The organism is Paenibacillus sp. JCM 10914, assembly GCF_001315105.1.
GTDB lineage: Bacteria > Bacillota > Bacilli > Paenibacillales > Paenibacillaceae > Paenibacillus_AQ.
Map to the genome: position 1 here is coordinate 121,000 of NZ_BAZR01000013.1, position 13,584 is coordinate 134,583.

10 protein-coding genes and 1 pseudogene are annotated in these 13,584 nt (G+C 48.3%); 9 read left to right on the forward strand and 2 right to left on the reverse strand.

The window, feature by feature from the left end; genetic code table 11:
* Nucleotides 1-21: 21 nt before the first annotated feature.
* From JCM10914_RS15900 to JCM10914_RS15925, 7 genes are all read left to right on the forward strand, one after another.
* Nucleotides 22-945: a sugar ABC transporter permease gene (locus tag JCM10914_RS15900; RefSeq protein ID WP_023962763.1), complete on the forward strand. Its 924-nt coding sequence runs from the start codon at nucleotides 22-24 to the stop codon at nucleotides 943-945.
* A gap of 28 nt (nucleotides 946-973) precedes the next feature.
* Complete coding sequence (locus tag JCM10914_RS15905; protein ID WP_036718541.1) at nucleotides 974-1,837, forward strand: carbohydrate ABC transporter permease; 864 nt, start codon at nucleotides 974-976, stop codon at nucleotides 1,835-1,837.
* Nucleotides 1,838-1,849: 12 nt separating this feature from the next.
* A complete protein-coding gene (locus tag JCM10914_RS15910; protein WP_036718504.1) occupies nucleotides 1,850-2,986 on the forward strand; it encodes a glycoside hydrolase family 88 protein in 1,137 nt (378 codons plus the stop codon).
* Between the two features lie 211 nt (nucleotides 2,987-3,197).
* Nucleotides 3,198-5,549, forward strand: a complete 2,352-nt coding sequence (locus JCM10914_RS15915) for a helix-turn-helix domain-containing protein (RefSeq protein WP_231638671.1) — start codon at nucleotides 3,198-3,200, stop codon at nucleotides 5,547-5,549.
* A gap of 20 nt (nucleotides 5,550-5,569) precedes the next feature.
* Nucleotides 5,570-7,156, forward strand: a complete 1,587-nt coding sequence (locus JCM10914_RS15920) for an extracellular solute-binding protein (RefSeq protein WP_023962771.1) — start codon at nucleotides 5,570-5,572, stop codon at nucleotides 7,154-7,156.
* Between the two features lie 219 nt (nucleotides 7,157-7,375).
* Nucleotides 7,376-7,855: a hypothetical protein gene (locus tag JCM10914_RS30530; protein WP_023962773.1), complete on the forward strand. Its 480-nt coding sequence runs from the start codon at nucleotides 7,376-7,378 to the stop codon at nucleotides 7,853-7,855.
* A complete protein-coding gene (locus JCM10914_RS15925) occupies nucleotides 7,743-10,043 on the forward strand; it encodes a discoidin domain-containing protein (RefSeq protein WP_231638672.1) in 2,301 nt (766 codons plus the stop codon). The genes JCM10914_RS30530 and JCM10914_RS15925 overlap by 113 nt, the downstream gene beginning before the upstream one ends.
* A 71-nt stretch (nucleotides 10,044-10,114) precedes the next feature.
* Here the strand turns inward: JCM10914_RS15925 and JCM10914_RS28465 are convergent.
* Nucleotides 10,115-10,295: pseudogene (locus JCM10914_RS28465) on the reverse strand (IS3 family transposase); the annotation flags it as partial.
* Nucleotides 10,296-10,307: 12 nt separating this feature from the next.
* On the opposite strand from JCM10914_RS28465, the gene JCM10914_RS29295 reads away from it, so the two are divergent.
* Nucleotides 10,308-10,472, forward strand: a complete 165-nt coding sequence (locus JCM10914_RS29295; protein WP_023962779.1) for a hypothetical protein — start codon at nucleotides 10,308-10,310, stop codon at nucleotides 10,470-10,472.
* A gap of 76 nt (nucleotides 10,473-10,548) precedes the next feature.
* Here the strand turns inward: JCM10914_RS29295 and JCM10914_RS15935 are convergent, their stop codons facing one another.
* A complete protein-coding gene (locus JCM10914_RS15935) occupies nucleotides 10,549-12,150 on the reverse strand; it encodes a sialidase family protein (protein ID WP_023962781.1) in 1,602 nt (533 codons plus the stop codon).
* Between the two features lie 141 nt (nucleotides 12,151-12,291).
* Between JCM10914_RS15935 and JCM10914_RS15940 the strand changes: the two genes are divergently transcribed.
* Nucleotides 12,292-13,347 carry a GntR family transcriptional regulator gene (locus JCM10914_RS15940; RefSeq protein WP_023962783.1) on the forward strand — a complete coding sequence of 352 codons (1,056 nt, stop codon included), beginning with the start codon at nucleotides 12,292-12,294 and terminating at the stop codon, nucleotides 13,345-13,347.
* The last annotated feature ends 237 nt before the right edge of the window (nucleotides 13,348-13,584 follow it).

The window sequence follows — 13,584 nt, forward strand, 5'->3', positions numbered from 1 at the left end:
AATGAGGTGAGAGAAGACGTCATGGATCAACGACAATCCTTTAAGAGCCGATTCATTCGGGATTTTCTGATGAATAAATACTTATACCTGATGATGATCCCCGTGATTGCCTACTATATCATCTTTCATTATGGACCTATGTATGGGGCAATTATTGCCTTCAAGGACTACTCCCCGATGAAAGGGATCTTGGATAGCGATTGGGTTGGACTGAAGCACTTTCAGGAATTTTTTAATAGCTATTACTTCACGCGAGTATTAACCAACACGATTCTGATCAGTGTGTATACGTTAATCTTCGAATTTCCGGCGCCCATTATTCTGGCCTTGCTAATCAATGAAGTTCGGAAAAGGACGTTCAAACGAGTCGTTCAGACGATTACGTACATGCCTTATTTCATTTCTCTTGTCGTAATTTGCGGCATTATCACGGATTTTACGAATGCGGACGGCTTAATCAACCGACTGTTTATGTTGCTTGGATATGATGGTCAAGCGATGCTGCAGAAGCCCGAATTGTTCCGTCCCATCTATGTCCTCTCTGAGATATGGTCGCGGATCGGCTGGGAATCGATTATCTACATCGCCGCCTTGATGAGCATCGATCTGGAGCAGTATGAAGCCGCGCGTATGGACGGGGCGAGCCGGATCAAGCAGATGTTCTACATCACGTTACCTGGATTGCTGCCGATCATTACGATTATGTTCATCCTGCGTATGGGGAATCTCCTGAATGTAGGCTTTGAAAAAATCATCTTGCTCTACAACCCGATTACGTATGAGACGGCCGATGTAATCTCCTCCTTCGTGTATCGTAAGGGATTGCTAGAATTCGGTTGGAGTTACAGTTCCGCCGTCGGTTTGTTCAACTCGGTCATCAATCTCGTCCTGCTGATTACGGCGAATTACATCAGCCGCAGGGTCAGTCAAAACAGCTTATGGTGAGGTGGTAGCATTGAAGACGGAAAGCGGTATGTTTGACCGAATATTTAATATCATGAATTATACATTTCTGATTGCACTCGTGGTAATCACGTTATATCCATTGCTCTATGTGTTATTCGCTTCATTGAGCGATTCTTCTCAGTTGCTGGCCAACAAAGGTTTACTATGGAAGCCGGTGGGATTCAGTCTGGATGCCTATAAAAGCGTACTTGCCAATCCCGGTATAGCCATCGGTTTTCGTAACACGCTGTTCATCGTTGTGTTCGGCGTCATCGTCAATTTGTTCATGACTGCTCTCGGGGCATATGTTCTCTCGCGTAAGAACGTGATGTGGAACAAGGTATTCATGTTCCTGATTGTCTTCACCATGTTCTTCGGCGGTGGATTGATTCCGCTCTATCTGATGGTAAGAGGCGTAGGTCTCCTTGATTCCTTGTGGTCAACCATTCTGCCGTTTGCGATCAGCACGTTTAATCTGATTATCATGCGAACCTCTTTTATGGGTATTCCGGATAGTCTGGAAGAATCGGCGAAGATTGATGGTGCGAACCACTTTACGATTCTGTTCCGAATCATCATTCCGTTATCCATGCCAGTGATTGCGGTAATGATTCTGTACTATGCGGTCGACAAGTGGAATGGATGGTTCTATGCATCGGTATTTATCAAGAGCCGGGAACTATTCCCGCTTCAATTGGTGCTAAGGGAGATCCTGATAGCGAACTCAACGGAGAGCATGTCTGCAGGCGCTTCGGCTGCCGATCGTTTTCAGATCGGGGAGACGATCAAATATGCAACGATCATGGTGGCTACCGTTCCGATCTTGTGTATCTATCCTTTCTTGCAACGCTACTTCGTAAAGGGTGTTATGGTTGGTTCTCTAAAAGGTTAAGCATATGAACAGATGAGAGGAGACGATGAATTGAATACGTTAGATGCGGCAGTCTCCCAGGTATGGGAGCAGATTCAACGTAAAACGAATCAGATGCGGTCGGTTATAGGCGCTAAATCGCCTCACGTAGCAGGCGAAGACGGACGATATGACGATATGCGCATCGATTGGTGGACATCCGGTTTCTGGCCGGGCATCTTATGGATCGTCTATGATATGACTCAGGACGAGGACTACAAGCATGCAGCGTGGCCGTGGGACGAACGACTGTCCAAACACTTTCTGGAGTCGAACGGCTTCGACCATGATGTAGGATTTCAATTTCTGCCTACGGCTGTCATCAAGTACAAACTAACGGGAGATGCCGATGCGCTAAGACGCGGACTGTCCGCGGCGAATTACTTGGCTGGGCGCTTTAATGCAGCGGGGAACTTCATTCGCGCGTGGAATGGTGACAAGTATGGATGGTCTATCATCGATACGATGATGAATCTAAGCCTGCTATTCTGGGCATCCGAAGTCAGCGGCGATCCACGCTTCGCTCATATTGCCAGAAGACACGCCGATATGGTGGTAAAGGAATTCGTGCAGGGCGACGGGGCTGTACACCATATCCTCCGATTTGATCCGCTGACAGGGGAACGTGTAGAAGCGCTAGGGGGGCAAGGAGCTGCACCGGATTCGGCATGGAGTCGCGGCGCGGCGTGGGCTATCTATGGTTTGGCGAACACATACCGTTATACGAAAGATGCCGCTTATCTGGAGGCAGCGGAACGTGTAGTCTCTTTCTTTCTTGCCCATCTGCCCGAGGACCATGTTCCGCTATGGGATTTCCGCGCTCCTGACGAAACCGGAGGGATACCACGAGATAGTTCTGCGGGGGCCATTGCCGCATCGGGACTGCTCGAGCTTGCTGATCTGGTTCATACGGATTCAGGCGTTCAATATAAGGCTGCAGCCGAGCGTATATTGATGTCCCTATATAATCAATACGGAACATGGGATCGATCAGGTCATGAAGCCATACTGCTTCAAGCGACCGGGCATAAGCCTGCAGGCCAGAATGTGAATGTATCCTTGATTTACGGAGACTATTTCTTCGTAGAAGCGATAGCTAAATGGAAGGGTTGGAAGCATCGCGTCTTTTGATTCGGTTATCTTGATATCAATACAAAGAATGCCCGGGTGGACCATGAGGTCCGCCCGGGTTATTCGAGTTTCAGTGATGCGGGTCGATGTTGCATTGACTATATTGTCAATGGAATTGAACTTTTTATCTATTTCCTGGAATAGCAATAGCCGTTATAATAGGTTCCTAGTCAAGAAGCTTACAATCTTTGGAGATATGGGTGATGGGCTGTTGCTAAACATACGAAATCTGTGGCAGAAACGAGAGAGCGTCATTGTAACCTGGTTAATCTCATATAGCGTGGTTCTGATCGTTCCAATTCTGATTAGCCTGGTCATTTATGTTCAGGCCAATGATACGCTGAAGAGTGAAATTCATCGAGCTAATGATTCTCTGCTGAAGCAAATGCGCTACACGATCGATACGCAGATCGATCTGATGAAACGACTGAATATGGAGATGACATGGAGCCCGAATCTTCAAACATTAATGTATTCGAATAAATCGGCCATTGAATCACCATATACGGCGTATCAACTGGTCAAAGAATTCCGTCTGTACAAGACCTCGTACGCGTCGATCGATGAATTCTATGTTGTATGGAAGAAAGAGAATTCAATCCTGCGTGCAGGCAATATTCGCGACATGAAGACAGCCTTTCATACCCTTCATAATACGGGCACCAAGACTTATGAGGAGTGGAGGGAAACCATACTTCATTCAGGCAGTAATCCGTTTGTTGTCATGCCGCACTTGAATGCAGCTCCGAACGAAACTTCAATCGCATACATTACCCAACTGCCGAATGATCTGAACGGTCAAGAGACAGGTGCGGTCGTCGTGATGGTGGATACGCGGCGATTTCAAGAGGCGGTTGAGAGTATATCCGGTTTCAGCGGAGGAACTTTGCTGATCCTGGATCAGAACCATGAGATCTTGATGAGCAACCAACCGGAATCCGATGAACTTCAATTGTTCATGGAAGATGACCGTGTTCAGTTGGCCACGACTCAAATCCAGGGATCAGAGCTGTTTTACATGGAATCTGCTGTATCTGATTTGAAGTATGCCTTGATCATCCCTAGCAGTCTGTACTGGGAAAAAGCCGTGTATGTGCGTAATTTCACTTATGTCAGCATTCTGGTAAGTTTAATCGGTGCTGGCATTCTAACCTGGTTCTTTATGCGCCGAAACTACACTCCGATCCAGCAGCTTGTGGAGTTACTGACTGACAAGAATGCTCAATCCGATCCGAAAGACACGAATGAGCTTCGATTTATTAAACGGGTCGTCTTACATACACGTTCAGAGAAGCATGAGATTGCTCAACAATTACAGAAGCATCAGCAGGTGCTGCGCTCCAACATGATCAACAAGCTGTTGAAAGGCAGACCAGACGGGCTGGTGCCCTATGAAGATGCTTTCCGTTCATTTCATATGCCGCTTTACTCGAACGAGTTCGCCGTGATTTTATTTGTTATTGAGAACGAGGAGAATTTGTATGCCAAGCTGCCTGGCATTGACATTAATGAGCGGAACCGATTGCTGCATCTCATTATTTCCAATGTGGTGGAGGAACTGGCGGTGCAGCATCATCACATCGGGTATGTGGCAGAAGTTGATGACATGATGGTCTGTCTCGTAAATATGAAAGCGGATTCTTATGCCTCGGATTCCGCTCGGAATCTGCATGACATCGCCGAAGAAGCTCAGCGGTTTCTGGACCGCTTCAATATGGAACTGACCATATCTATCAGCGGAATTCATATGTCTTGGATCGGGATTGCAGAAGCCTATCAAGAAGCGATCGATGCGATGGAATACAAGATGGTGCTTGGCAAAAAAGGGATTATCACGTATGAGGAAATTCAAAGCGAGATCCAAAGTGAAGGTTCATACGGTTATTATTATCCGCTCCAACTTGAGCAGCAGCTCATCAATTTCATTAAGGCTGGCGATACGAAGCAAGCCAGCGCATATATGAACATGATTACCGAACGGAATTTTGATAAGCCGGTCATGTCCTTGACCCTTGCACGTTGTCTGATTTTCAATCTGGTCGGCACGATGATTAAGGCCATTAATGAACTTGGGGACAGTGACAGCAGTACGTTGGCGAAGTACCCGGAATGGATTGATCATATCCTGGCTTGCGATACCGTACAAGAAATGCAATCGGCCTTAGCGCAACTGCTCGAAGAAGTATGTGCTTACGCAGCTAATAAACGATCGATTAACCTATCGCAGGAGCGGGAGGATTCATTGCGCAATTTGACACAGCAAGTGACGGCATATATTGAGAAGAACTATACGGATGTCAACTTGAACGTCAACGCAATCGGAGAACATTTCGATCTCAAGGGAAGTTACCTGTCCAAGCTGTTCAAGAACCAGACGGGGGAGGGGCTGCTAGATTGTATCCATAAGTATCGTATCCAGCACGCCAAAGAACTGATTCGTTCCAAACAGGAATCCATTGGAGAGATATCACGTTATGTTGGTTATAACGATGCAGCAACGTTCATTCGGGTGTTCAAGAAATATGAGGGCATTACACCCGGCAGGTACAAGGAAATCTCTTAACATATGAGGGGGCTCATGCAATGGAGAGAAAGAGAGGATATGTGAGATTAAAGGCAAGTCTGCTCTTCATCATCAGCTTGCTCGTTGCAATTTGGCTGACGAGCTGTGAACGTACAGACACCGCTTCCGATTCAGCAGACGATAGCGGGACTAAACTCCAAACGCTTCAAAGCGGCCAGATGCCAAGCGATGCTCCGCAATTAACTTACTGGGCAGAGCTCAACGGCAATGCATCCAGTATCAAATCTACTTTTCAAGAGGTGCCTTTCTTTCAGGAGTGGCAGCAGAGGACGGGAGTGAAACTTCAATTCCTTCAACCGCCGAGTAATCAGGCGAAGGAAGCAATCAACGTATTACTCTCCTCCGGGGAGTTGCCGGACATGATCGAGTACGAATGGTCCAGTTATCCGGGGGGACCAGAGAAAGCGATCAATGATGGGTACATCCTAAGATTAAATGATGTGATAGATCAGTACGCTCCCAATCTTAAGCGTTATCTCGAAGATCATCCGGAGATTGATATGCAGATACGGACCGCGAATGGGAGTTATTATGCTTTTCCGTTTATTCAAGGCGATCCCAGACTTCGTACGTATCAAGGTCCGATTATCCGCAAAGATTGGCTGGATGAATTAGGACTTGACGTGCCAGTTACGATAGATGATTGGCATACCGTACTGAAAGCTTTCAAGATACATAAGGGAGCGGAAGCGCCATTGACCTTTTTGGGAGTGCCAAGCCCGTTGTTTGGCATTGAGGGAGGGGGATTCATTGGTGCCTTTGGCATAAAGAAGGGATTCTATCATGAGAACGGCAAGGTGAAATTCGGTGCTCAGGAGCCCGAATATAAACAGTTTTTGTCCTTGTTTCGAGATTGGTATGCTGAAGGGTTGATTGACCGAAACTTGTCTTCCGTTGATTCCGAGACTCAGGACACGAGTATCATTACGGGCCGTAGCGGTGCAGCGATCTGGAATGCAGGAGCAGGGATCGGCACATGGCTGCCGATTCTGAAGGAACACGATCCCGTTGCCGAACTCGTCCCTGCACCTTATCCCGTGCTTGTTGCGGGTGACCGACCCAAATTCGGCCAGTTAGCTCCTGCCATTGGTTCGAGCGGGGTTGCGATATCCCAGAGTACGAAACATGCCTTGGAAGCGGTTAGCATGCTGGATTATGGCTATGGCCCGGAAGGACATATGCTGTTTAATTTCGGTATGGAGGGACTCAGTTACGAAATGAAGGATGGCTACCCGACATATACAGATTTAATTTTGGGGAATCCGCAGAAGCTTGCGCCGGCTCAAGCGTTGGCCATGTATACGCGGGCCAGCTACTTCGGTCCTTTTGTCCAAGATATCCGTTATATGGAGCAGTATTACACGCTGCCGGAACAGAAGGATGCCATTCGTATATGGTCAGATACGGATGCGGCCAAACACAACTTACCGACATTGCAAGAACGGAGAAGGAAAGTGCGGAATTCTCCGTTATTATGCAAGAGGTTAATAAAATGGTGGATGAGATGTCACTTAAGATTATATTTGGCATTGAGCCTGTCGAAGCTTTCGATTCCTATGTGGAACAGATTCAATCGGTGCAGCTAAATCGGGCGATTCGGATTCAGCAGCAGGCACTGGATCGGTATAACCGTGCCGTAATGAGTGAACAAAGGCGTTAGTGGACAATTTACTAACCAAAATGGCGAAAATGTTCATGTTCAAAGAGAAACGGGACACATACAATCAAGGTGAAATCAGAAGGAGGTGAAGAGGACAGCAATATGATCAATCATAACATCGAAATGCATATAAAGGAGGAAGACAATGAGAACAAAATGGCCTGCTTTGCTGCTGGTCGTTACACTGGGAACAGGGCTTCTGACGATCGGCAAAACAAATGAAGCCCAGGCGAATGTTAATGAGCAACAGGTATCGAACGCAAACGTGACCGAAGATTTGTCGCTTGGCACAGATGGACGCAGCCGATTGTATCCGAAAGCCTGGTATCCCGGGTATCAGGATGATCAGGGACGTTTCTTGCATGATTTCGCCTATGCCGGTTATCACCGCGGTGAGAAGGAATTGCCGAAATTCAAGAAACACGAGGGAATTAATGTAACGAAGTCACCATACAAAGCTGATCCGACGGGGCGAACGGATTCAACGCTGGCCATTCAGAAAGCGATTGACGATGCATCTGCAAGGTGGGGGAGTCGTATTCTTACCGAAGGGAACTTATCAGGTAACGCCGCAGAACGGCAAGGATTCTTCACTGAACATCGCTTCCAGCCACGTGGTCCTTAGAGGAGAAGGAACGAACAAAACCTATATTTACAATGCGCAAGAGAATATGAAGAACAAAGATATTATCCGGATAAGCAATGGGGACTGGAAGAGAACCGAGACCTCAACGAAGCTGCGCAAATCAGTCATGACCCCATCGGTCCTGCTGCCGGTAGAGAACACGGAAGGATTCAGGGTCAACGATTATGTGTTAATCTCGTTCGAGACAACGTTAGGTTTTCTGCAAGAGCTGGGTATGCAAAATAAATGGGCATCACGGCTCGGAAAGATCGAACCGCTGTTCTATCGTCAGATCGTTGGTGTTGATCCTGTTCAACAGACGATAACATTGGATATACCGACTCGTTATCCGATGAAATTGAGGGATCATATTACGATAACGAAAACGGAAGCGCCCCTTCAGGAAGTGGGACTCGAGCATTTCTCCATTGCTAATATTCAGAACAGCAAGTCCGGACTTGGGGAAGACGACTTCAAGGTAGAAGGTACCGCAGGGTATGAGAGCGATAATGCGAAAGCGATTAACGTAGTGGCAGCGGCTAATAGCTGGATTCGCAACATCAGCACGTACAAACCGGCCGGGAACACGGACTATCATATTTTGTCCAAAGGAATCATTCTGGATCGAACCAAGAACGTGACCGTGGATCAAGTGACGATGGAGTATCCACAGTACCGCGGAGCTAATGGGAATGGTTATCTGTATCAATTTATCGGCAACGATAATCTCATTAAGAATAGCCGTGCAGTAGGGGCTAGACACAGCTACACTTACGCCAACTTCTCAGCGAATGGGAATGTACTGCTTGATGCATATTCCGAGAATCCAACACTGCTGACCGATTTTCACATGTATATGAGCATGGCTAATCTGATTGATAATCTGACTGTGAATGGTGACGCGATCTCTGCGATAACCCGAGACTATGGTTCATCCGAGACAAATCGGCACGGGGTTGTAACTACGGAAAGCGTATTCTGGAATACAACAGGTCAGGCTGCTCATCGAAGTAAGCCGGGAGTGATCGTGGAATCTGAGCAGCATGGCCATGGTTATGTGATTGGCACGAAAGGAAATGTAACCGGTGTCAATGTGAATATTGTCGGTTCCATTCCGGATGCGAATACGCAGCCGTTCGATATGGCTGAAGGCATTGGACAAGGAGACATATTGTCTCCAAAGAGTCTGTATAAAGACCAGAATAAGAAGCGGCAGGATAATATGCGTGTCGGATTGAAATCTTTGTTAGTCAACGGAGAAGCGGTGGCTGGCATGCAGTCTTTGAGAACCGAATATCTGTATACATTACCATATGGAACGACGGACACACCGATTATTTCGGCAGCGGCGTTGTCAGATAAGGCGAAGGTTAGCATTGAGCAACCGAGTAATGCGAACGGAACGGGGACCATCACGGTCACGGAAGGCAAACATAAGCAGAAATTCCGCTTGATCTTCCGCGTAGCGGAAACGCCGGTATTGCCTGAGAACATCACGATCGTGCCGGATAAAAGTTCTTCGGGCTGGAGGGTATCCGGGCATGCGATCAGTGCAGGGAACCATGGTGCACTATCCGCATATCTGACCCTGGACGATGGCGAGATGGTCAACATCGATGAATTGAATATACCGGTTACTTTCAGTGTAAGTGACCCTGTGATCGGCTATATGGAGGAGCGTACGTTTCATGCACTTCGTCCAGGCGTCGTGGATATCATAGCCAGTTGTATCTTTAACGGTGTGCAGGTCGAAGCAAGGGAGCGATTCGAGGTCAAAGAGCCCATCGCGGCCCCGGAAGGACCATTTGCTACGATTACGAAGGTTACAGCGAGCGCGGATGACGGGAACGTACCGGCTAACACTTTAGATCGAGATCCGGATACCCGATGGTCCGCAGACGGTAAGGGACAGTATTTACAATTAGAGCTAGAAGAAGAAACGCTTATCGATGGCATCACTCTTTTATTTTATAATGGTCACACCCGCTCCAATTATTTTGATCTGGAAGTCTCTTCTGACGGCATCCATTACGAGAAAGTTCTCATCGGGATGGCAAGTAAGAAGCAGGAGGAGTATGAGACCTTTGAATTCGACCCGCTCCAAACCAAGTACATTCGATATGTGGGACAGGGCAATGAGGTTAATAACTGGAACAGTCTGATTGAAGTCTGGATTCATGAAGGGTAGGGTTATTGGATAGAGATTGGCCGAAGCCACATTCTTGAAGTGACCCCCAAAAGTTAGACACGGTTATTTCATCAGGCAGCTTTCTCAAAATGAGTTCGGTACTGTACCGGACTCATTTTTGTTTTTGCCTTCAACCGTTTCGTTATTGTAGTATTCGATATATTTTTTCAACTCTTCCTTGAAATGTTCCACATTTTCAAACGCTTTATAGTATAGAAACTCCGACTTGAGAATACCGAAGAAATGTTGGAGCCGATTGGAAACATGAAACTGCACGAAATTACGGGGGAATCGTTCGAGGAAATCAATTCCGTATTCGACCCGGAACACATTCGCTGTACGTCGAGAACGGTTCCGATCGAAGCATGGCGGGGCGGCTACCCGCTGCGTCCAGCATCGGTCTATGCGTTGGAGATGAAGACCGTATAAGCAAGAATCAATAAATCGAGCCGGACAATCCCTACAAGGGATTGTCCGGCTCTTCTTTCGTTTGTAATTGTCTGCTTCAGTTCTTGAAGAATTCAACCTGATCGATATCCGCCCACTGGGAGGGGGAGGAATTCGACACATAGAATCCGATCGTCGCTCTGCCGCTGGTCACTTGAATATTGGCAATCGTCACCGGCGTCCACGCCGTTGTAACCGGGCAGCCGGTCTGCAGCATACTGCCGCCATGGTCCTTGACTTCCATGACACAACTGTTCTGACCGCCGCTGCTGCGCATGCGGGCGCGCATCGTATACGTGCCGTTATCGAGTCCTGTGATCGTCTGTCCGACATACGCGGTTGCGGGTCCAGACGTGCCTGCGAGCCCGACGAAATACGAGCCTTCCGCCGCAGGAACCCCGACGCCGTCATTGGCTCCATGAATCAGGATGCGATTGGGGTAATCGTCCCCGTACGTCGTCCAACCCGTTACGTTCGCTGTCTCGAAGCCGGGGTTATTGACGAGATTCGTCTGCGTTGGCGTTACGGTATGACCGAATCGCAAGTAGATGCCATTGGATGGATAAGTTGCGCTGGTAACGGCCGCGACCCGCGTTGAATCCACTGTCATCAAGGCATTCCAATTGGAGGATTTCGTATCCGATACCGGGAATACGTTGGTCTTGTATTGCCAAGTCGAACCGTTGTCGGAACTGATCAGCGTATGCATCGAGGTGTAAGGATCTCCCGTATTGGCGCTGCTCTCATCGGTCTGGAATGCGGCCATTAGTCGACCGTCAGGAAGCGTCACGACGAAGGGAGCGCCGGCTTTTTTGCCATTTCCGCTCGGTACGTACATCGTCTGACGAGGGACCGACCAATTCAAACCGTTTGGTGATATTTTATATTTGATGACAAAAGGATGGCCCGGGACGTCCGAAGCCTCGAATACGGTCATATAACGCCCGTCGTTCATTCGCGTGATGACTGGCATGCCGTCCCTTGAACCGGCCGCGACGCCGTCACTGATGGTAATGCGGCTGCCCCAACCGCTTCCGGTCCACGTCTTCATGTACAGATTCTGTAGCCCGGTAGTTCCGACCGTCGCGGGACTGTCGTCTGCATAAAGTACGGCAACCGTGCCGTTGATCATCTCCAGATGCGGCTCCCACAATCCCTTGAAGCTATTGGCAGTTGAACTACCGATCAATCCGCCGGGCAAATCGCTCCACGAGTAACCGCCATCTGTGCTTCGACGGACGTTGAGCTGAATGTCGTAGGTCGAACCGCTCTGGATGACCTGCCGATAGGCCAGCCATATTTCGCCGCTCGCGAGTCTCAGCATTTGTCCATTCCCTACATTGCCGGCAGCATGGGAGACGGCTGTGACCGGAGCGCTCCACGTGCGGCCGCTGTCCTGTGTTCTGGATACGACGATGCGCGTATTGCCACCGCCGGCATTCGTGTCGAAAGACACCAGCCATTCGTTAGGCGTCAGCTTAAGGAGCCTCGGGTACCATACGCCTCCAGATGGCGGCGTATAAATGGGGATCTGCTGCGAAGACCATGCCATGCCGGTTGAAGCGGCATAAACCGACTGCAATGGAACCACCGTTAAAGCTAGCGTAAACATTACGACAAAGACGAGCGGTTTTTTCCATAAGCTTGTGTTCCAATTCATACGCTATTAACCTCCTAATTCTAATTTAGAAAGCGCTTTCTAAAAAGGATTGTATCGTAGTTAATATAAAATAAGATATACTAAATATATGATATTTTCTGTAGCGAATCATTGGGATTAACATGAAAAGTGAGGTTGAACATGGGATATCCATTATATAAACGCATTCAAGCCGATATACGTAACCGCATTGAGATCGGTGAATTAAAGCAAGGGGATCTGGTCCCTTCGGAGAAAGAACTTGCCGAGCAGTATGAAGTTAGCCAGATCACGTCCAAAAACGCGCTGAATGGCTTGGTGGAGGAAGGGTTGCTGGTCCGGTACAGGGGCAAGGGGACTTTTGTTCGAGAGTTGGCCGAATTGCACGAGCCGATGATTCAAGCGAACATGAATAAAACGATTGCGTTGATCTTGCCGTCGATGAAGACGAAGATCGATCAGCAGCTACTGGACGGGCTGGAACGATATTGCGCCGATATGGAGCTTGAACTTCTGATCCGCATTACGCGTGAATCTCAAGAGCAAGAATCCCGGGCCATCGAGTATTATCGTAAGCGCGGGGTCGACGGATTTATCGTTTTTCCCGTAGAGCAGGACAGCTATAGCAACGCGATTTTACGCTTGTCACTGGATCGGGTGCCGTTGGTGCTGGTCGACCGTTTCTTGAAAGAAATCAGGACCTACAGCGTCAGCTCGGATAATTCGGGTGGTACCCGCGCAGCGATCTCCTCTTTACTTGATGCAGGACATGGGCGAATTGCCTACATTTCACCAGAAATTACGAATACAGTGACGGACGAAAGAGCCAAGGGCTTCGAGGCTGCTTTTCTGGAGCGTGGCTTGCCGATCGACAAAACGCTGTGGTGCATGCTGGATTTGGAAACGATCGCGCAGGGAAGCGGTCAAGGAGCGGTCACTCGTTTTCTTGATGAACACCGCGATGTCACGGCTGTATTCGCCGTCAATGCCGAATTGGCCCGCTATGCCCATCATGCGATGCGAGACGTTTGGGCGGATGACGGGGAACGACCTCAACTGGCGTCGTTTGATGATCCGGGCCTCGAGGATGTACCGCATGTTCGCCAGCAGTTGGATGACATATGCCGACGTTCCGTTGAGTTGCTGTCGGAACAGCTCAACGGAACCTATGAGCCCCGGCGGGAAGTCTTGCCGGTTAAGTGGAGCTGGCCGCAATGACCATCGATTATTGATGTTAGAACATGCTGTTCTGACATCACGGTTGCGGGATCATGTGGTTCTTGCTATTGATCGGCCGTATGCGTTCTTCATTCTTCAAGAAAACTTGGATTTTCCCAACTAATGGTCTGAACTTCGTTCAGGCTTTTTTGGTATGAAGCCGACAAATACAGGTGCAATCGGGTGGTTCGGACTGGACTTCCCTTAGATTCCTGCTTTACATTCAATCATTATTAT

Excerpts from the sequence above, each read along its gene's own strand:
- JCM10914_RS15905 (WP_036718541.1), top strand. The coding sequence starts at position 974 with ATGTTTGACCGAATATTTAATATCATGAATTATACATTTCTGATTGCA.
- JCM10914_RS30530 (WP_023962773.1), top strand. The coding sequence starts at position 7,376 with ATGAGAACAAAATGGCCTGCTTTGCTGCTGGTCGTTACACTGGGAACA.
- JCM10914_RS15925 (WP_231638672.1), top strand. The coding sequence starts at position 7,743 with ATGCATCTGCAAGGTGGGGGAGTCGTATTCTTACCGAAGGGAACTTAT.
- JCM10914_RS15900 (WP_023962763.1), top strand. The coding sequence starts at position 22 with ATGGATCAACGACAATCCTTTAAGAGCCGATTCATTCGGGATTTTCTG.
- JCM10914_RS15940 (WP_023962783.1), top strand. The coding sequence starts at position 12,292 with ATGGGATATCCATTATATAAACGCATTCAAGCCGATATACGTAACCGC.
- JCM10914_RS15920 (WP_023962771.1), top strand. The coding sequence starts at position 5,570 with ATGGAGAGAAAGAGAGGATATGTGAGATTAAAGGCAAGTCTGCTCTTC.
- JCM10914_RS15935 (WP_023962781.1), bottom strand. The coding sequence starts at position 12,150 with ATGAATTGGAACACAAGCTTATGGAAAAAACCGCTCGTCTTTGTCGTA.
- JCM10914_RS15910 (WP_036718504.1), top strand. The coding sequence starts at position 1,850 with ATGAGAGGAGACGATGAATTGAATACGTTAGATGCGGCAGTCTCCCAG.
- JCM10914_RS29295 (WP_023962779.1), top strand. The coding sequence starts at position 10,308 with ATGAAACTGCACGAAATTACGGGGGAATCGTTCGAGGAAATCAATTCC.